We start from the raw sequence: 19,033 nt of genomic DNA on the forward strand, positions 1-19,033 counted from the left end.
TCAGACCAACTCGGACTTGTAGTAGATGCTGGCCACCCGCGCACCCACTCGACCCGAGGCGAATCCGAAGCACAAATGCGGTGTGCCGGAGTCGATTCGGATGGCCATGCCTTCCGGTTCGCGGTAGTCCAGTGACTTGCCCGCTCGGCTCAGTTCGTGTTGGATCTGCCGTCCGGTGCGTAGGTCGACGCTGGTGATGTAGGTGTTGCCGGGTGTCGGATTCGAGTCGCCGTATGGGTCGCCGGACAGCAGGTAGAGGTAGTTTCCGTAGGTGGTGTGTCCTTGGAAGGTGCCGAGGCCGTCCGGTTGGGCGATGTCGTACAACCGCGTCGCCGAACCCGCTTCGACGGCCGCCAGATCGAACACCGCGTATCGGAAGGCGCCCGCCTGTTCGTAGCGCATGGTGAGGTGGTTGGTCGAGGGATCGATCGCCGGGGTCGTCTTGATCGCGCCGGGGACCAGGGTGTACTTCGTGAGCTCCGCCGACGATGTGGTCAGCGTCGCGCCGTCGGCGAACTCGAATCTGGCGATCCTGTTGCCCTGGGTGACATCGCCGTCACCGGGCGGCGCGGCATCGGTTTCCGTCCACAGATATGCGGACGACCCCGCGGGCTCCACCCCGATCTGGACGCCGTGACCGAAGCCCAGCAGATACATATGCCCGAGGATCTCCCCACTCATCGAGAGCTTGGTCAGGCACATATCCCCCGCCGCACCGGAACCCGAGCCGTTCTTCAACTGCACCGCGTAGATATGCCCGTTGTCGTTGTCGAATGCGAAGGACTGCAGCACCGTTCGGTCGTGCAATGCCCGCTGGCGGATCAGCATCGCCGAAGGCGCGGTGAGCTCGAAGCGCCCGTCGACGGGCGCGGCATCCGAGAGTCCGCGATCGGCGACGGTCAGCGCGACCGTCGCCGCCCCCAACTTCAACACTCCTCGGCGAGATATGGTCATCGACACGTCCATTCGGAAGGTTCGTTTCGCTGGCCGAACAAGTCGGATCATGCCCGCCCGCTCCCCGGCGCCACCATCGTCAATCCGACAACCCACCGCCCGATCACCTGGTCGAACGCACCAACCGGCCGCCGCGTTTGGCCGCTAGTTTCCCGGGGTATCGCGGCCCCGTGGCTCAACCCGCGGATGCTCGACTCGGTTTGCCGGCCGCCATTTCGGTGGCGCTGTTCGATCTAGACGGTGTGTTGACGAACACCGCTGTCGCGCATCGGCGCGCGTGGCGGGAGGTGTTCGACGGATTTCTGGCGCGCCGGTACGGGGCCGGATTCCGGCCGTTCACCGACGACGATTACCTGCGGTACGTGGATGGGCGGCCGCGGGCGGACGGCGTCCGAGAGTTCCTGCGCTCCAGGAGTATTGCCCTGCCGGAGGGCGAACCCGATGACCCGCCGAGCGATTCGAGCATGCAGGGTCTCGGTAACCGGAAGAATCGGCTGCTGCTTTCGATCATCGATCGCGAAGGCGTGCATGCGTATCCGGGTGCGGTGAAATATTTGTCCGCGGTGCGCGCCGCGGGCCTGAAGATCGGCGTGGTGACCTCGTCGGCCAATGCGGTCGCGGTCTTGGCCGCCGCCGACCTCACCCGATTCGTCGACGCGCGGATCGATGCGCAGGAGATCGCGCGGCGCGGACTGCGCGGCAAACCGGCGCCGGACGCCTTCCGCGCCTGCGCGGAAGCGCTCGGCGTGCGACCGCCGCGAGCAGCGGTTTTCGAGGATGCCGTCGCCGGCGTCGCGGCGGGCCGGGCCGGGGATTTCGGCTTCGTGGTGGGCGTCGACCGAACCGGCGGCGGTGCGCATGCCGAGGCGTTGCGCGCGGCCGGTGCGGATATGGTCGTCGCCGATCCGGCGGAGCTGGCGCGATGACCGCCGGGTTCGATATCGCGCCATGGCAATTGCGCTGGTGCGGAATGGATTTCGACAGGCTGCACCGCGCGGAGTCGATATTCGCGCTGGCCAACGGCCATCTGGGCCTGCGCGGCACCCTGGACGAGGGTGAGCCGATCGGGCTGCCCGGCACATACCTCAACGGATTCTACGAAACACGGCAATTGCCTTATGCGGAAACCGGATTCGGCTATCCGGAACAGGGCCAGACCGTGGTGAACGTGACCGACGGCAAGATCGTCCGGCTGCTCGTCGAGGACGAACCGATGGATATGCGCTACGGCAAGACCATCGATCACGAACGCGTGCTGGACTTCCGGTCCGGCACGATGCGGCGCATGACGGTGTGGACCTCGCCGACGGGCCGCACGGTGCGCATTCGCTCGGAGCGGCTGGTGTCGTTCACCGAACGCGCGCTCGCGGCGATCCGGTACCAGGTGGAGCCGCTCGACGCCGATCTGGAGCTGGTCGTCCAATCGGATCTACTCGCCAACGAGCCGGTGGAGTCCACGCCCGGCGACCCCAGACTCGCCGCGGCACTCGACCGCCCGCTCGTCGCGGATTTCGCCGCGGCACACGACCTCGCCGCGGTCCTCGCCCATCACACCCGCCGTTCCGGGCTGCGGATGGCCGCCGGTATGGACCATGAACTCGACTTCGCCGGGTCCGCACGATGCGATGTGCGCGCCGGCGAGGATCTGGCCCGGGTGACGATCGCGGCCGACGTACCCGAGGGTCAGCGGCTCTGTCTGACGAAATACTGCGCGTACGGCTGGTCGAGCAGGCGCTCCACGCCCGCGCTGCGGGCGCAGGTGGATGCGGCGCTGGCCGCGGGCCTCGACACCGGCTGGGACAGGTTGCTGGCCCGCCAGCGCGCCTACCTCGACGAATTCTGGCGCACCGCCGATATCGAGATCGATGGCGATCCGGAACTGCAGCAGGCCGTGCGGTTCGCGCTGTTCCATATCCTGCAGGCGGGTGCGCGCGGCGAGACCCGCGCGATTCCGGCGAAGGGCCTCACCGGACCGGGCTACGACGGCCATTCCTTCTGGGACACCGAGACTTTCGTACTTCCGGTGCTCACCTACACGGTGCCGAACGCGGCCGGGGACGCGCTGCGCTGGCGCCATGCCACGCTGGACAAGGCGCGACGGCGGGCCAGCGAACTCGGCCAGCCGGGGGCCATGTTCCCGTGGCGTTCCATCAACGGCGACGAGGGCTCCGGCTATTGGCCGACCGCGACCGCCGCCGTGCACGTCGATGCCGATATCGCCGACGCCACCGTCCGATATCTCGCCGCCACCGGTGACGAACAGTTCGAAACCGACTGCGGCGTCGAACTTCTGGTCGAAACCGCGCGATTGTGGGCCGGTATCGGCCACTTCGATCCCTCGGGTGATTTCCGGATCGACGGCGTGACCGGTCCCGACGAGTATTCCGCGCTGGCCGACAACAACATCTACACGAATTTGATGGCGCAGCGGAATCTGCACGAGGCCGCGCAGGCCTGCGCCCGCCGTCCGGACGTGGCGGGGCGGTTGGGCGTCAGCACCGAGGAGACCGCCCGGTGGCGCGATCAAGCGAAACGAATGTCGTTGCCCTACAACGAGGATCTCGGGGTGCACGAGCAGTCCGAGAACTTCACCCGTTACGCGCGTTGGGATTTCGCCGCGACCCCCGCCGAGAACTACCCGTTGCTGCTGCACTATCCGTATTTCGATCTGTACCGCAAACAGGTCGTCAAACAGGCCGATCTGACGCTGGCAATGTATCTGTGCCCCAACGCGTTCACCGCGGAAGAGAAGGTTCGCGACTTCGACTACTACGAGGCGGTGACCGTCCGCGATTCCTCGCTCTCGGCGGGTGTCCAGGCGGTGCTCGCCGCCGAGGTCGGGCACCTGTCGCTGGCCTTCGACTACTTCGCCGAGGCCGCGCTCACCGACCTGCACGACCTGCACCACAATGCGGCACACGGACTGCACATCGCCTCGCTCGCCGGAACCTGGATCGCGTGCGTCGGCGGATTCGGCGGCATGCGCGACAACGACGGTGAGCTGCGCTTCGCGCCTCGGCTGCCCACCGCACTGAACCGTATCTCGTTCCGAATTGTCTGGCGCGGCAGCTGCATTCGCATCGATATCGATGCCGCGACCGCCACCTATCGGGTGTTGTCCGGCGCCGCGGTCGCGCTGCGGCACCACGGCGAGCGCCACACGATCGGCGATACCCCGACGACACTGCCGATTCCGCGGCGCCCGGGCCGACCGGGCCCACAACTGCCACCCGGACGCGAGCCTTACCGCAGGCGCTGAACACTTCTCGCAAATCCGGCACTCGGCGAACAACGAATGTTCAGCGATCGACCATCCACGGCCACCGGCGAAAAGGAGTACGGATGCGCGCTGTCACCGTGTCGTCCTTCGGCGCGCCCGCCGAACTCACCGCGACCGACCGGCCGACGCCCGGCCGCGATGAACTGCTGGTCCGGGTGGAGGCGGCCGCGCTCAACCCGGTGGACCGGCGCATCGCGAACGGCGATCTGCGCGTTCGGCTGCCGCATCGTTTTCCGCTGGTGCCGGGAACCGACGGCGCCGGTGTCGTCGTCGGAATGGGCAGCCGGGTAACGGGTTTCCGCATCGGCCAGCGCGTCGCGGGCAGGTTCGACACCCCGCCGCTCGGACGCGGCTGCTTCGCCGAATACGCCGTGATCTCGGCGCACGGGCTCGTCGCCGCGATCCCGGATGGGCTGTCGGCCCATATCGCGGCGGCGGTTCCGGTGGCCGGGACCGCCGCGCATTGCCTGTCCCAATGGGTGGGCACCGAAGGCCGTAAGACGGTGTTGATCGTCGGCGCGGCCGGGGGTGTGGGATCCTTTCTGGTGCAGCTGGCCGCCTTGCGCGGCGGCTACGTCATCGCGACCGCACGGCGCCCGGATACCGAACGACTGCGCGCACTCGGTGCGGCGGAGGTGGTCGAATACACCGAATCCATTGTGCTCGACCAGGTTACGGCCGGTTACCCGGACGGCGTCGACGTCCTGATCGATCTGGTCGGCACTCCGGCACAGTTCCGGGTATTCGCCCGCACCGTTCGCCCCGGCGGCGTCGCGCTGAGCACGACCGCATCCGCCGACGCGACCCACCTGCACCGACTCGACCTCGAAGGCGGTAATTTCCAGAACACCGCAGGCGCAGGCGATCTCGCCGAACTGCTCCGCGACATCGCGGACGAACGGATCACGGCGCCGATCGAGTACGCGGCGCGTCTCGATGAGATACCCGCCCTCCTCGGGCGGGTGCGCGGCGGCCGGGGCAAGACGATCGTCACGATCTGAACGGCCCGCTCCCCGCGAATACCTTCGCCGCGAAACGCTTGCCGATGCGCTGGTGGGTCGCGGCATCCGGATGCAGGCGATCAGGCAGCGGCAGCTCCGCGAAATCGGCTTCGCCGTACAGCTCCAGACCATCGAGGTAGTGCAGGTTCGGATCTTCGCCGGCGCGCCGGGTCACGATGCGCGACAGCTCGTCCCTGACCCGGGTCAGGGTCAGTCGGGTCGGGTCGGCGGGATCGCCGGTGGCGCGGAAAAGCACTGCGCCGTCGACGATTTCGGGTTCGATCGGGCCCGGAGTGTGCTCGTGTATCGGGCACAGGATCGGCGAAACGATCAGCAGCGGTGTGTCCGGGTGGCCGTCGCGGACGGTGTCGAGGAAACCGTGCACGGCCGAGGCGAGGGTGCGCAGGCGCATGGCGTCGGCATTCACCAGGTTGATGCCGATGGCCAGGCTGATCGCGTCGGCTCGGATATCGCGGATAGTGCGGGCGACGAACTGATCGAGGAGCGCATTGCCACGCAATCCCAGATTGATCAGATCGACGCCTGCGGTGCGGGCGGCGATGGCGGCCCATGTCGCGGTGGGGCGTTCGGCGTTGGAGCCGTGGCTGATCGAGCTGCCGTAGTGCAGCCAGGTCCGGTCGCGAGCGCGCGCGGGCGCGACCGGTGCGTCGGTGCGCAGCGCGATCAGCTCGGCGACTTCCGTATGCGGCAGCCAGATTTCGATTTCCTTGTCCCCCGCGCGCAGTCCGTCGAAGCGGACGACCCCGGGTGCGCCCGCTTCGACGGAGGTGCCGCCCGCGGCGTCGATCAGGTGCACGATTCCGGTGGAAATACTTGCCGCACCGGATAATTCGCCGTCAACGACGAGTTCGTACACACCTTCCGGCAGGGCGAGACCATTCGTGAAGGCGACCCGGGTCGGCAACGCCGCCAATTCGACAACCGTTGCGCGAGTGCGCAACGCCAGGCGCACGCCGGTGGGCTGGGCCTCCACCATGGTCAGGAAGGTGTCGTCGAATTGCCGCCGCGCCGTGGCGGGCAGCCGATGCGGCACTACGCCGCGCGCGGTGCGCTCCAGTTCGAGCGCACCGCGCACCAGGCGTTCGTCGATCGGCGTCGCGATCAGGTCGGTCATGATGTCCTCGAATCGTTCAGAGCGTCAATTGATATGTGCGCGAGGCGGTTCCGGAGAACAGGTCGGCGAGTTCGAAGTCCGACGCCCCGGCGGCGAGCCGTTTGAAGGTGTTCCACAGGGTCGCGTAGCCCGTGCCCATCTTCTCCACGGGGAAGTTGCTTTCGAACATGCAGCGCCGCGGGCCGAAGGCATCGATACACACGTCGAACCACGGATGCCACAGGGCGGCAAGCTCTTTCGAAGTCGGCGGCACAGCGGCGCGGAGGTAGTCGTACGCGGCGGCACAGCCGAGGATGCCGCCGAGCTTGCACACGACATTCGGCCTGCGGGCGAGCGCGCGAATCCCTTTTTCCCACCGCGCGAAATGCTCCGCGCGCCGGTCCGCGTACGGGCCGAAGCCGAGCGGGCCGCCGCAGTGGTCCAGCACCAGCCGCGCCTGTGGCAGCGCGTCGGCCAGTTCAGCCGCATCATCGAGCTGCGGGAAGAGCAACCAAAGATCCAGCGCCAGATCGAATTCCGCAACCGTGCGGGCACCCGCGCGAACGGCGGGGTCGGCCAGCAGGTGCGGGCGGGCGGTGGGCGGCCCGAGCCGGATGGCCGGGCTCGGATCCCAGCTCGCGTTATACCGCACACCTCGGAACCTGCCCTGCCCGGCGGAAATATGCGCCTCGAGCACTCGGCCGACGGCGGCTCCGAGGCCGAGGTCCGCCGCGCCGATGATCCCGGCCGCCACCCGCGTCGGACCGCAGGCTTCGGCGGTCGAGGCCGCGATATGTTCGGTCTCCCCCACTGGACGCAGCTCCGGGGGTCCGTCGGTGCGGTAGGCGGAATGACATTCGGCGTGCACCGTGGCCGTCACCCGATGGCCGCTACCGATATCCGTCGCGAAATCCGAAGTGGTGTAACGGAATCCGAGCGAGTCACCCAGATGGTGGTGCGGATCGACGATGGGCAGTTCAGGTAGCAGGATCTCCTCCGGGTCCTGCCGGGCCAGCCAATGCTCGTCCGGCGGATAGATCCGGCCGAATCGAGTCGGTCGCATGCTCATGAGACCTCACGGTATTTCAGCTAGAGTCTCTAGGCAAATAGCTTGATAGCCTATGCCTTAGGGTTGGGTCCATGGCACGCGCCCGTTTGAGCACCGACACACTGATCCAGGCCGCGGCGGAGATGGCCGACGAGGTCGGCTTCGACAACGTCACCGTGATGGCCCTGGCCCGCCGCTTCGGCGTGAAGGATGCGAGCCTCTATTCGCATCTCAAGAACGTGCGCGACCTGCGCGAACGCATGGCCGGATCGGCACTGACCGAACTCGCCGACCGAGCCGCCGACGCACTGGCCGGCCGCTCCGGCAAGGAGGCGCTCATCGCCTTCGCGGGCGCCTACCGCGACTACGCCAAACAACATCCGGGCCGCTACGCCGCCTGCCTCCTCGATATCGACGCCGATTCCCCCGCCGCCGCACCCGCCCGCAGGCATGCCGAACTCACCCGCGCCCTGCTGCGCGGCTACAAACTCGACGAACCCGATCAAACCGATGCCGTCCGATTCGTCAGCGGCGCATTCCACGGCTACGTCGGCCTCGAGAAATCCGGCGGCTTCCGCCACCACCCCCGCGACACCGACGCCTCCTGGACCCGCGCCCTCGACGCCGTCGACTCCGTCCTGCGCAACTGGCCGCCCGCCGACCCGAGCGCGCCCGAATAATCGTTTGGCCGGACGGCTCGCCGGATATAGGCTCCCGACCGTGAATTACCTGTTCTTCCTCTGATTCCCACGGGCACTGCTGCGCCGACGGCGACGAGCAACCCACATCGATGACCTGGCACCCACGACGTGCCCCCATCGAATCAAGGTGCACCCCTGTGGTTCTCGCGTATCCGAGACACGGGTGTGCCCGGAGGAAGAACATGAACATCTCGACTCACCCTGCCCGCGAACGGGCACAGCTGAGCTGCTCGGGCATCCGTGTCGAACGCGGTGATCGCGTCGTGCTCGACGGCGTGGATATGACGGTGACGCCGCGCTCGCGGTGGGGCATCGTCGGCGAGAACGGGCGCGGCAAATCCACCCTCCTGCATATCCTCGCCGGTGACCTGACACCCGACGCGGGCACCGTACACCGCATCGGCTCGCTGAGCCTGGCCACCCAGGAAATGCCCGCCGACGACGAACGCACCATCGGCGACACCATCGACGAACAGCTCGCCCCGGCGCGGGCGGCCCTGCACTGCCTCGATGCGGCCACCGCCGCCCTCGCCGCCGAACAGCCTTGTGCGGCAGATGAATACAGCGCGGCGCTCGACCTGGTGCAGCTCCTCGACGCCTGGGACGCCGACCGGCGGGTCGATATCGCGCTGGCGGGACTCGGTGCGATCACCGATCGAGAAAGACCGCTCGCGACCTTGTCGGTCGGACAGCGGTATCGAGTCCGGCTGGCCGTAATGCTCGGCGGCACAGCCGATTTCCTACTGCTCGATGAGCCGACCAACCATTTGGACCATGCCGCACTGGAATTCCTCACCACCCAGCTGCGCGCCTTCCACGGCGGCGTCGTGGTGGTGAGCCACGACCGAGCGCTGCTGTCCGACGTGGCCGAGACGATCCTCGATCTGGATCCGACGCGGGACGGCGCACCGCGCGTATACGGCGGCGGCTACTCGGGTTACCGCGAAGGTCGCCGCGCCGAACTCGAGCGCTGGGAGCACGAGTACAAGCAGCAGCAGACCGAGCGTGCTCGGCTGGCCGACGATCTGTCGGCCGCGCAGAACCGCCTTGTCACCGGCTGGCGGCCGGACAAGGGCACCGGAAAACATCAGCGGGCCACCCGCGCCGGCGCGTTGACCAGATCCGTCCATCGCCGCCAGGACGCGCTCGACCGGCATGCGATCACGGCTCCCGTTCCGCCGCAACGCTTCGCCATGCCGGAATTGCCGTCGCGCTCGGGCGTGACGTTGATTCGCGCCGATCAGGTGACCGTCGACGAACGGTTGCGCCGCCCAGTCGATCTCACCATCGATTCCGGTGACCGCCTGGTGATCACCGGCGGCAACGGTGCGGGCAAGTCGACGCTGCTCGCGGTGCTCACCGGAACGCTCACGCCGACAACGGGATCGGTGCACCGCGCCCGCAAGGGTCGCCTCCGGCTGCTGCGCCAGGAGTCCGAGCTGCCGCCGCGACGCCGCGCCCGAGACGTATATGCCACGCACACAGCGCAATTGGTGACCGATGGGCTCCTGCCGGAAGGCGAAGTGGTCCCCTTCTCCGCCCTCGGTCTGCTCTCGTCACGGGATGCGAACAAACCCATCGCCGACCTGTCGATGGGCCAGCGACGCCGCCTCGACTTGGCGCTGGCCCTGGCCGCACGCCCGCATGCGCTCCTACTCGACGAGCCGACCAACCACCTGTCCATCGCACTCGTCGACGAACTCACCGACGCGCTGCACGCCACCGCCGCCGCCATCGTCGTCGCCACCCATGATCGCCAATTCCAGCGTGATGTCGGCGGCTGGCCGCGCTTGAACCTCTAGGCACAGTCGATCGGGCCATTTGGGGATTGCTTCCCCAATGGGTCTCGGCAAGATCGGCCCGCATCGGTGTCGCGCTGGTGGGGGTGAACCTTGCTGTTCGCGTATCGGTGGATGCCGAACGGGACTTGGACGGGCCGCGATCGAGATCCCTAACGTGATCTCCCAGGCTGCGGGGATATCTACTGTGGGCCAACACATCCCGCGGCACGGGAAGGATCCTCCGATGCGCGTGACAAGGAAATCTTCGGTCGTGATCGTGGCGCTGGCCGCGCTGGTGTGCACCGTCGTCCGGCCGCAAATACACACGGCGGCAGCGGATGTCGTGCAGTTCCAGCATCCCGGCGTGCTGGTCGGCGATAAGCAGCTGACGTTCGTCGAGGATCGGCTGGCCGCCGGCGCCGAACCGTGGAAGTCGGCCTTCGCCGACCTACAGGCCAGCCGATACGCCGCACTCGATTGGCAGGCCAAGCCGCGCGCCACCGTCGAATGCGGCTCGAGCTCCAAACCGAACAACGGCTGCTCCGATGAACGCGACGATTCGATGGCCGCCTACACCGATGCCCTCGCGTGGGCGCTCACCAAGGATCAGCGCTACGCGGACAAGGCGATTCAGATCATGGACGCCTGGTCGGCGACCATTCGGGAACATACGAACACCAACGCGCCGCTGCAGACCGGATGGTCCGGCAACAACTGGTCCCGTGCCGCAGAGCTCATCCGCTACACCGGTGCGGGCTGGGCCCCGGCCTCGATCGATCGCTTCGCCACCATGCTGCGCACTGTCTACGCGCCGCTGCTGACCCCGGGAAGCCCACGCAAGAACGGCAATTGGGAACTGATCCAGGCCGACGCGCTGCTCGGCATCGCGGTATTCCTCGACGACAACGACCTCTTCGGCCAGGCGATCACGCTGTGGCGCAACCGATTACCCGCATACATCTACCTGACCACCGACGGCCCGCAGCCGGTGCCCCCGCCGAACGCCGGCATCACCGATCCCGACGCGCTGATCAAATATTGGCAGGGCCAGTCGACGTTCGTCGACGGACTGGCCCAGGAGACCTGCCGTGACTTCGGCCACACCGGATGGGGTTTCGAGGCCGCGGCGCAGGCGGCCGAAACCGCGCGGATGCAGGGCGTCGACCTGTGGTCCGAGGGCCGTGACCGCCTGGTCAAAGCGCTGGAGTTCCACACCGCCTACGATAACGGCGCGGATGTGCCGGACTGGCTGTGCGACGGCAGCGTGAAAACCGGACTCGGCCCCGCGGTGCAACTTGCCTTCAACGAATACCACTCCCGCGAGGGCCTGCCGATGCCGCAGACCGAACGCTATGTGGCCGCGCACAGCCCATTCGAGGTCAACTACTTCATCGGCTGGGAGACGCTGACCGACACCGGCGCACTCTGACGAGTGCGGGCAGACTGGAGCCTGTGCGATTCGTGATGCGGCAGCGCGTATTGAGCCTGGGCCAGGACTACTGGGTCACCGACACCGCGGGGAACCGGGTATTCCTCGTCGACGGCAAGGTGCTGACCTTCCGTCGGCGGTTCCAGCTGCGTGGCCCCGGCGGCGAGATATACGCCGTGGCGCATCGCAGGCTCATCGCACTGCGCGACACCATGGTGGTCAGGTCCGGCGGGCGGCACGCGGCCACCGTGCGCAAGAAGCTGTTCAGTCCGGTCCGCCACAGCTTCACCATCGCCCTCGCCAACGGCGAACGGTGGATCGCGCGCGGCGATCTCATCGAGAAGAACTACACGCTGGAGGGTCCGCAGGGCGTGGTCGCGCACACCTCGCACAAATGGTTCCGGATCCGCGACAGCTACGGCGTCGAGATCTACCACCCCGACGTCCCACTGGCCCTGGCCCTCGTCGTATGCATCGACGAAATGGTCGCCGCCGAACGCGCTCGGGAGTAGGCCCGAATGTACAGACCCCTGCCAGGGTGCTGCCCGGTTGTGATGTCACTGGTTGTGCTCACAGCCGGGCGGCTGGCCAGGCGAAATCAGCTGCGCACTAGCGAAACGGCTTGCGGCACAACGTGTGATGCACCATCTCGGTGAGGGTGACGATATCGAAGACGGGTAGGCCGATGCGGGATCGGATGGCGTGGGCGTACGGGACCAGATCGGTGCATTCGATGACGAGCGCGCCCATATCCGGATTGCGTTCGGCCAGCTCGGTCACCTCGTCGAGTACTTCGCGGCCGAGCCGTTCGGCATCGAGTTCGGTGCGGCGGCCTTCGAGGACCACCTCGCGGAATTCGGGATGCTCCGCCATGCCCGCGATACGGACCGGCACGGATTCACCGCCGATCGCCGCCAGATGACGCTGGGTGAGCGACTCCTTCCTGGCGACGAGCAGACCCACCGTGCGATCTGCGGCCAGCATGCGGTGAACCATCGGCAGCTGGATCAGGCTGGAGCTGAACAGCGGAACGCGCACGGCGTCGGCCAGTTGTGCCTGAAAGATGACGAGGAAGCCGCATGCGGCCGTAATCGCCGCGACGCCTTCGGATTCCAGTTTCCGCGCGGCGTCGACGAATGGGCGCAGCAGTGCCGGATCGGCCTCGGCCACCACCCGCCGCGGTGTCGCGCCCCGCACCACCTCGTACACGACCGGAAAGTCGAATGTCGCCGGATTCCGGATATGGCCCGGATTTTTGGTGAACGCGGTGTCGAGGCACAGCACACCGATCGCAGCTGTCATATCAGCCTCGTTTCGCATGACCGCCGCCGAAGCGGTTCGGCCGCAACGGAATCGGATCGATGACCGGTTGCGCACCGGATAGCAGCTGGCCCACCAGTTCCCCGCCCGCGGGCGCCAGCCCCATGCCGATATGCCCGTGGCCCGCCGCGACGAGCAGATTGCCGAAATCACCGGCGCGTCCGATCAGCGGCAGGCTGTCCGGGGTGCACGGCCGAAATCCGCTCCAGTTCTCCAGGATTCGGGTTTCCTCCAGCGCGGGCAGATAGTCGCGGACGGTTCGCAGCATTGTCCGCACCCTGCGATCGGCGGCGCCGCCGTTCATCCCGGTGAGCTCGAGCCGTCCACCGACCCGCAGGCGCTGGCCCAGCGGAACCATCGCAATCCTGCCCTCGCTCAACAGCACCGGACGACTGGGCGCGTTCGCCGGGCGCTCCATGGTGACGCTGTAACCCTTCACCGGCTGCAACAGAAGGCCGATACCCGCCATCCGGGCGCAGTCGGCCGACCACGCGCCCGCGGCGACAACCACGTCCGCGGGACGGAATTCGCCCCGATTCGTTCGGAGCAGCCGGACTCGCCGCCGCTCGGTCTCGAATCCGGTCACCTCGGTGTGCTCACAGATCTCGACGCCCAAATCCCGTAGCATCCGGCCGAATTCGGTGACGAACGCCGGTACGTGCAGATAGGCGCCCTCCGGGTTGTACAGGGCGCCATGAATGTCGAACCGCGTCTTCGGTTCGAGCTCGTCGAGTTCATCCCGGCCGAGTACCCGCAGCGGTATTCCGTTGTCCACCGCACGCGATACCGCCCGGCTCGCCTCGGCGAAACCGCGCGCGGATTTGAACGTCAGCACGATGCCTGGTGAATCCAGTTCGGCGGCAAAGTTTTCCGATGAACACAGGGCGTCGAGCAATTCGAGGCTGCGCCGCTTCATCCCGGCCAGCATCCGGAATCCGGCCGCCGCGGCCTCGGCCGAACACGCCCGCCGGAAATGCCAGAGCCAGCGCAGTAATTCGGCATCCGCGCGCGGTGCGATATACCAGGGCGCGTCCGGGTGCAGCATGCCGAGCGCGCGCAGCGACCGCATGCCCGGCTCGGCCAACGGCGCGGCGCCGTGGCTGCCGACGAATCCGGTATTCCCGTAGGAGCACGACTGCGGCCCGCCGAGCGCGCCGCGCTCCAGCACGGTCACCGACGCACCGCCGAGGCGCAGATAGTAGGCACAGAACAGTCCGGCGACCCCGCCGCCGACGACCACCACATCCGGATCTTCGCGCACGGGATCCGGATCTCGGCTCACCACGTTTCCGGCCTACACGGTGACGACGAAGAAGTTCGTCGGCAGGTTGACCACCACCCGCTCGTAGATCTGCGCCATCAGCGCGATACCCGGATCGGCGAAGGTGCCCTCGGGCGGTTCGGCGAAGCGGATGACCGAGCGCCCGGCGTCGAAAAGCTGTGCGCCGTGGCCGAAATCGCCGACGATCGCGGTCCCCGGCTCGACAAGGCGGGTGCGCACGATGAACACCCCGTTCTGCTCGAGATCGTCCATCAGCCGACCGTTGCCCATGGCCAGGTAGTAGTCGACGGGGTTGATGATCAGGCCGTCGGCGGTGCCGCCCATCTGCTCGACCTCGTTGCAGGCGCGCAGGATCGTCGAGGCGAACGGCGCCGGCGCGGTCATCCGTTCGATGCCGGGCATATTCAGCAGCCCGCCCTCGCCGCTGATGATGGTGTGATTCTCGGCGGTGCACAACCGGACGATCAATCGATAGTTGATGAAGTTCTCGAAGGTTTCCGGATCCGTCCACAGCTCGGGCGGCACCCTGACCCACGCCGTGGTGGTGAGCAGTTCCGGAATCGGCGACTTGTGGAATCCGCTGGCCAGCTCGCGCCGCACCTCCGCGCCGGCGATCGGCGCGTCACCCGCGCTCTCGTGCCAGTAGAAGCGGCGCGGATCACGGGACAGGTCAATGGTTTTCAGCATATTGCGGGCCGGGTTGCGCGGTTTGCGCCGCGAGCTGGTGAGTGAGTCGGTGATGGTCACGTCGTACTCGACGGCCGCGTCGAGCCCCTTTTCCGCACAGCATTCGGCGAATACCCGGCCCGGCGATTGCTCGTTCTTCCGGTCGGCGACCACCTGCGCCAGAGTCTGCTTGATACCTTCTGTTTTCAACATCTTGCCTCCTGAGAAATCCGGCGCCGCTTGCTATTTCGCCGGCGCGTAGGACGAGCCGAGCACACTCGCGCCGCCGTCGATCAGTTGCACCGTTGCGGTGATGTACGCGGCCCGTTCACTAGCCAAAAAGGCGGCGAGGGCGGCGATTTCGTCCGGGCGCGCGATCCGCCCCACCGCGGTGTGCGCGTCGAGCGCGGCCAATTCCGCATCGATCGCGCCGTCCGCGGATCGCTGTGCCAGGACCCGTTCCAGTAACGGGGTGCGGGTGGAACTCGGCGCGAGCACGTTGACGGTTACGCCGTCGCGCCCGACCGCCGCGGCGAGGGATTGGGCGAACCGCGTGATCGCCGCCCTGGTCACGCCGGACAGCGCCAGCCCGCCGATCGGCACCGCCGCCGTCTCCGATGCGACGAAAAGCACACGGCCCCAGCCTTTTTCCTGCAAATAAGGCAGCGCCGCCAGCGCCAGTTCGACGGCGGGCATCAGCACCTCGTCGACCGCCGCCCGGTAGGTCGCCGGGTCGAAGGCCACCGCGCTGCCGGTGGGCGGGGTGCCGCCGCTCACCGCGACGATATGCAGCCCGCCGAATTCGGCGGCCACCTCGTCGACCCACCGCCGTGCCGCAGCGCCATCGGTGATGTCGACGCTCGTGGCATGTACCCGGCCGAGCGCCGTCTCCCGCACGACGCGCTCGGCCGCCGCGAGCCGGTCCGGATCGCGCGCGCCGATCGCGACGTGCGCGCCCTCGGCCGCCAACTCCCTGGCGATCGCCAGACCTATACCGCTCGAACCGCCGGCCACCAGCGCGACCTTGTTCGTCAGACCGAGCTCCACCGCTAGGCTCTTCCGTTGCGGTCGGTGTAGCCGTATCGCCGCAGCAGCGGCCAGGACAGCGCGGCCACCGTCTTCTGCGCGGATTTCGGCAGCGCCGTCCGCCAGGTGTCGTCCGTCGGCCGGATGATGGTGACGCCGGTGTTGAAGCGGTCCGGATTGCCGGTCACTGTGTGGTTCGCGCGCAGTTCGATCGTTCGATCGGTGAGCGGATTCGCCGACGGGTCGGTTTCGCACAGCCGCAACAGGTCGTCCACCGTCCCCGCCGGATCGGCGATGAAGTCCTCGTACCGCAGGAATATCGACCGCTCCGGATGGCGGCGGGTGATCGCATGCGCGGCCAGATTGAATCCGCTCCAGTAGCCGGTGCTCTTGGCCGAGGACATTGTGTATACGTATTCCTTTGGCCTGCTCCATGATTGGGCGACGGCACGGGGATCGCGCACCAGATGGACGTAGTACGGGACGATCCCGTCGAGGTATCCGAGCAGCGCCGCCTCACCCGGGATCTTCGTGGTATCTACGATCACCCGCGATTCGCTGCGCTCCGCGATGGCCCGATAGATCCGCGTCATCAGGTCGGCATGCGCGCGGATCTCTTCGTTGTGCAGGCCGCGGCCCAGCACTTGCCAGGTGTGCCGGGTCCGGACATTGCCGAGCTGCCGCCGGATCACCACATCGGCATGGGCTTGCATGCTGAACCCGGCGGGCCTGCCGATCGGGAGGATGGTGGACCAGAACGGGCATTCCACCAATTTCCGCCCGCAGCCGCAACTTTCGTTCGCGCCGCGGCCCGCCGCGTTCTTCCAGAGAAAATGCAGTTCGCCGACGTGGAAGAAGCCCGGGATCTCGTTGAGGATATTGCCCATGATGGTGCTGCCGTTGCGGCACCACCCGGTAATGCACAGAACCTCGAGTGGTGCGTTCGTCATCTGCCGACCTCCTGTCCGAGCGATTGCCGGATCGTGCGTGCCAGCGCCGTGGCGAGCAGCGCGCAACCCGCGCTGACGACGAAGACCGCCGGATAGCCGAATCCGCTCGCGATCGCGCCGGTCACCGGACCCCACACGAACAGGCCCAGATCCCAGAACGAGGTGTAGGCGCCAAGGGCCGCACCCTGTTTCGACTTCTCCGTATTGTTCATGACGATCAGCGCGAGCGACGGATGCAGCAGCGAGAATCCGGCTCCCATGACGACCGCGCCGAGCACCGCCACCGGCAGGTTCGGCGCCCAGGCGATGATCAGCAGTCCGGCGGCCTCGCCGGCACCGGACCAGGACGCCACCCGCCGCGGCCCGAGCTGGTCCGGCAGCCGCCCGATCACCAGCCGCGTGCCCGCGTAAACCGCGCTGAAGATGCTCAAAACGACCGCGCCGGAACCTATTCCGCGCAGCTGCAGTTCGCGGATGACGAACGCGGCCAGCCCGACATAGCCCGCGGCCGCGAGGCAGAGTGCGACACCGGGCAGTACCGCGGGCCGCACCAGCAGCCCGCCGCCACCGCCGGACGATTCGGCGCGCGCGGGCGCCGGCACCACGCTGACGAGTACCAGACCGACCAAAGGCATTGCGGCACAAAAGCTCCACACCGCATCGATGCCGAAATGCCGCAGCGCGGCCCCGAGCGCGGTGCCCGCCGAGATACCACCCCACATGGCGACGCCGTACAACCCGATCAGCTGGCCGCGGCGTTCGTGCGGCGCGAGCGTGACCGTCCACACGGCGCCCGCGGTGAACAGTGCCGCCTCGCCGACGCCAACCAGCAGGCGCACCGCGATCAGCCCGATGAATCCCAGCGGCAGAAAGTACAGCAGCCCGCCCGCCGCGATGGCCATTGCGCCGGACCGCATCACGAAGCGATGCCCGTACCGGTCGGCGAGCCCGCCGAAAACCGGCCGGGTGAGCAGCGCGGTGAGCGCGGTCGCCGTCACCGCGAGCCCGACCGCGAGATCACCTGCGCCGAATTGATCCCTGACATAACCGGGCAGCACCGGAATCGCCGCGGACAGACCGAGATATCCGCAGAACAATCCGCCGTACACCCCGGCGAGCGCGAGACGCGGGTACGCGCCCGTCCCGGAGGAGACCGTCATCGTTGCCCGGCCCACGAGTTCGCTTCGGCGCCAAGGTCTTCCGGGTCCGGTAGCGCGGCGGCCACCTTGCCGACCGCGGCGACGAGATGATCGCAGTCCGCCCGCGACAAGGTGGACGAGAGCGGAATGTCAACGGCCCCTTGCAGATAGCGGGTCGTATTCGGCAGCAGTTCCTTGACCGCCGCGGTATCCGTCCCGCCGAACAGGAACCGCCAATTCCAGAACGCCCGGATATTGTGATCGGAATCCGAGCCGAGGTTGCGCGCCTCGATACCCTCGTGGCACAGCGCCCGCGCGAACCACTCCGCGTGGCCGCCGGGGACCTGGAAGATGAACGCCTCACCGAGATACGCGCCGGGCGCGACCGGGCGGCGGATCCGGATTCCGTCCAGATCGGCCAGCGCCGCGGCGACGTAGTCGTAGTTCTCCCGGAAGGCGGCGAGGCGGATCGGCAGCCGTCCCAGTTCGGAGCGCAGCAGGGCGGCCCGGATCTCGTCCATCCGGAAGCTGTACAGCGGCAGCTCCAGATCGGTCACCAGCGGCGGCTCGCGGTCCGGGAAGTGCCGCCGCAACCGACCCTCGTACGCGCCGGAAAGCACTGTGGCACGGGCGAAAAGGGCGCTGTCGTCGGTGATCAGGAAGCCGCCCTCACCGCTGTTGAGCGATTTGTCCGACTGGGTGCTGAACGCCCCGGCCAGACCGAAGGTCCCGAGTTTGCGGCCGTCGAGTTCCGCGCCGAGCGCGGGCACCGCGTCCTCGAAGACCGGCACACCCATCTCCTCGGCGAACCGCGTCAGCGCGGCCATATCCCCGGCGAATCCGCGCATGTGCACCACCACGATCGCCCGCACCGCCGGCGTCCACCGGCAACGCAGGTCGGCGACGTCGAGGTGCAGGTTCTCGTCGACGTCGACCAGGAACGGCTTACATCCGGCGAGCATGATGGAGCTCGGCGTTGCGGCGAAAGTGAAACCGGGACAGGCGATCAGGCTGCCCGGCTCGATTCCCGCCGCCATGATCGCCAGCGCGAGGGCGGTGGTGCCGCTCGAGGTGGCCAGCGCGTGGCGGCAGCCGAAGTAGCGGCACAGCTCCGCCTCGAACCTGCCGCATTCGGTCTCGTCCGGCGGGCGATAGTCGTATCGGAAGTAGAGGTGGCTGCGGATCGCGCGCAGCGCCGCCGCCTCATCGTCGGGGTGGACGCACACCGCACCCCTGTCGTACGTCGGCCAGGCGGTGAGCCGAACCGGATTTCCGCCGTAGATAGCCAAAGGTGAACCGTGGGCCGACCGTGTGCCGGGAAGAACCGGAGCCGATGCCGAAT

At 67.6% G+C, this 19,033-nt stretch carries 17 protein-coding genes; 7 read left to right on the forward strand and 10 right to left on the reverse strand.

The genetic code is table 11. The features are described 5' to 3' along the window. A complete protein-coding gene (locus tag LGY53_RS24390; RefSeq protein ID WP_225729028.1) occupies positions 1-954 on the reverse strand; it encodes a hypothetical protein in 954 nt (317 codons plus the stop codon). Positions 955-1,124: 170 nt separating this feature from the next. Here LGY53_RS24390 and LGY53_RS24395 point away from each other — a divergent pair, with 170 nt between their 5' ends. From LGY53_RS24395 to LGY53_RS24405, 3 genes are all read left to right on the forward strand, one after another. Beyond that, positions 1,125-1,880, forward strand: coding sequence for a beta-phosphoglucomutase family hydrolase (locus LGY53_RS24395; RefSeq protein WP_225729029.1), 756 nt, complete (start codon positions 1,125-1,127; stop codon positions 1,878-1,880). Continuing rightward, positions 1,877-4,213: a glycoside hydrolase family 65 protein gene (locus LGY53_RS24400; RefSeq protein ID WP_225729030.1), complete on the forward strand. Its 2,337-nt coding sequence runs from the start codon at positions 1,877-1,879 to the stop codon at positions 4,211-4,213. Before LGY53_RS24395 ends, LGY53_RS24400 begins: the two co-directional genes overlap by 4 nt. Before the next feature lie 83 nt (positions 4,214-4,296). Continuing rightward, positions 4,297-5,235: an NADP-dependent oxidoreductase gene (locus LGY53_RS24405; protein WP_225729031.1), complete on the forward strand. Its 939-nt coding sequence runs from the start codon at positions 4,297-4,299 to the stop codon at positions 5,233-5,235. Here the strand turns inward: LGY53_RS24405 and LGY53_RS24410 are convergent. Together LGY53_RS24410 and LGY53_RS24415 are read right to left on the reverse strand one after the other, a co-directional pair. Continuing rightward, positions 5,225-6,370, reverse strand: a complete 1,146-nt coding sequence (locus LGY53_RS24410) for an SGNH/GDSL hydrolase family protein (protein WP_225729032.1) — start codon at positions 6,368-6,370, stop codon at positions 5,225-5,227. The two genes, LGY53_RS24405 and LGY53_RS24410, sit on opposite strands and share 11 nt — an antisense overlap. Positions 6,371-6,386: 16 nt before the next feature. Continuing rightward, complete coding sequence (locus LGY53_RS24415) at positions 6,387-7,418, reverse strand: amidohydrolase (protein ID WP_225729033.1); 1,032 nt, start codon at positions 7,416-7,418, stop codon at positions 6,387-6,389. 71 nt (positions 7,419-7,489) lie between these two features. On the opposite strand from LGY53_RS24415, the gene LGY53_RS24420 reads away from it, so the two are divergent. The 4 genes from LGY53_RS24420 to LGY53_RS24435 all read left to right on the forward strand — a co-directional run bounded on the left by LGY53_RS24420 (position 7,490) and on the right by LGY53_RS24435 (position 11,820). Beyond that, entirely contained in the window at positions 7,490-8,077 is a 588-nt protein-coding gene (locus LGY53_RS24420) for a TetR/AcrR family transcriptional regulator (RefSeq protein ID WP_225729034.1), read from the forward strand. Positions 8,078-8,280: 203 nt separating this feature from the next. Beyond that, the gene (locus LGY53_RS24425; RefSeq protein ID WP_225729035.1) at positions 8,281-9,900 is read left to right on the forward strand and encodes an ATP-binding cassette domain-containing protein; all 1,620 of its coding nucleotides are present in this window, start codon (positions 8,281-8,283) and stop codon (positions 9,898-9,900) included. 223 nt (positions 9,901-10,123) lie between these two features. Then, on the forward strand, positions 10,124-11,308 hold the full coding sequence (locus LGY53_RS24430; RefSeq protein ID WP_225729036.1) for an alginate lyase family protein: 1,185 nt from the start codon (positions 10,124-10,126) through the stop codon (positions 11,306-11,308). A gap of 23 nt (positions 11,309-11,331) precedes the next feature. Continuing rightward, positions 11,332-11,820 carry an LURP-one-related/scramblase family protein gene (locus LGY53_RS24435; RefSeq protein WP_225732634.1) on the forward strand — a complete coding sequence of 163 codons (489 nt, stop codon included), beginning with the start codon at positions 11,332-11,334 and terminating at the stop codon, positions 11,818-11,820. 97 nt (positions 11,821-11,917) lie between these two features. On the opposite strand, the gene LGY53_RS24440 is transcribed toward LGY53_RS24435, so the two are convergent. The 7 genes from LGY53_RS24440 to LGY53_RS24470 are packed head-to-tail and all read right to left on the reverse strand — an operon-like array spanning position 11,918 to position 18,980. Next, entirely contained in the window at positions 11,918-12,610 is a 693-nt protein-coding gene (locus LGY53_RS24440; protein WP_255664248.1) for an aspartate/glutamate racemase family protein, read from the reverse strand. Position 12,611: 1 nt separating this feature from the next. After that, positions 12,612-13,910: an FAD-dependent oxidoreductase gene (locus LGY53_RS24445; protein ID WP_225729038.1), complete on the reverse strand. Its 1,299-nt coding sequence runs from the start codon at positions 13,908-13,910 to the stop codon at positions 12,612-12,614. Between the two features lie 12 nt (positions 13,911-13,922). Next, a complete protein-coding gene (locus LGY53_RS24450; RefSeq protein ID WP_225729039.1) occupies positions 13,923-14,789 on the reverse strand; it encodes a family 3 encapsulin nanocompartment shell protein in 867 nt (288 codons plus the stop codon). Positions 14,790-14,819: 30 nt separating this feature from the next. Beyond that, the gene (locus LGY53_RS24455) at positions 14,820-15,623 is read right to left on the reverse strand and encodes an SDR family NAD(P)-dependent oxidoreductase (RefSeq protein ID WP_225729040.1); all 804 of its coding nucleotides are present in this window, start codon (positions 15,621-15,623) and stop codon (positions 14,820-14,822) included. A 2-nt stretch (positions 15,624-15,625) separates the two neighbouring features. After that, complete coding sequence (locus tag LGY53_RS24460) at positions 15,626-16,552, reverse strand: sulfotransferase (RefSeq protein ID WP_225729041.1); 927 nt, start codon at positions 16,550-16,552, stop codon at positions 15,626-15,628. Next, complete coding sequence (locus tag LGY53_RS24465) at positions 16,549-17,712, reverse strand: MFS transporter (protein WP_225729042.1); 1,164 nt, start codon at positions 17,710-17,712, stop codon at positions 16,549-16,551. The genes LGY53_RS24460 and LGY53_RS24465 overlap by 4 nt, the downstream gene beginning before the upstream one ends. Continuing rightward, positions 17,709-18,980, reverse strand: coding sequence for a DegT/DnrJ/EryC1/StrS aminotransferase family protein (locus tag LGY53_RS24470; protein WP_225729043.1), 1,272 nt, complete (start codon positions 18,978-18,980; stop codon positions 17,709-17,711). The genes LGY53_RS24465 and LGY53_RS24470 overlap by 4 nt, the downstream gene beginning before the upstream one ends. Between the last annotated feature and the right edge of the window lie 53 nt (positions 18,981-19,033).

Source organism: Nocardia sp. JCM 34519.1, from assembly GCF_020361265.1.
Classification (GTDB): Bacteria; Actinomycetota; Actinomycetes; order Mycobacteriales; family Mycobacteriaceae; genus Nocardia; species Nocardia arthritidis_A.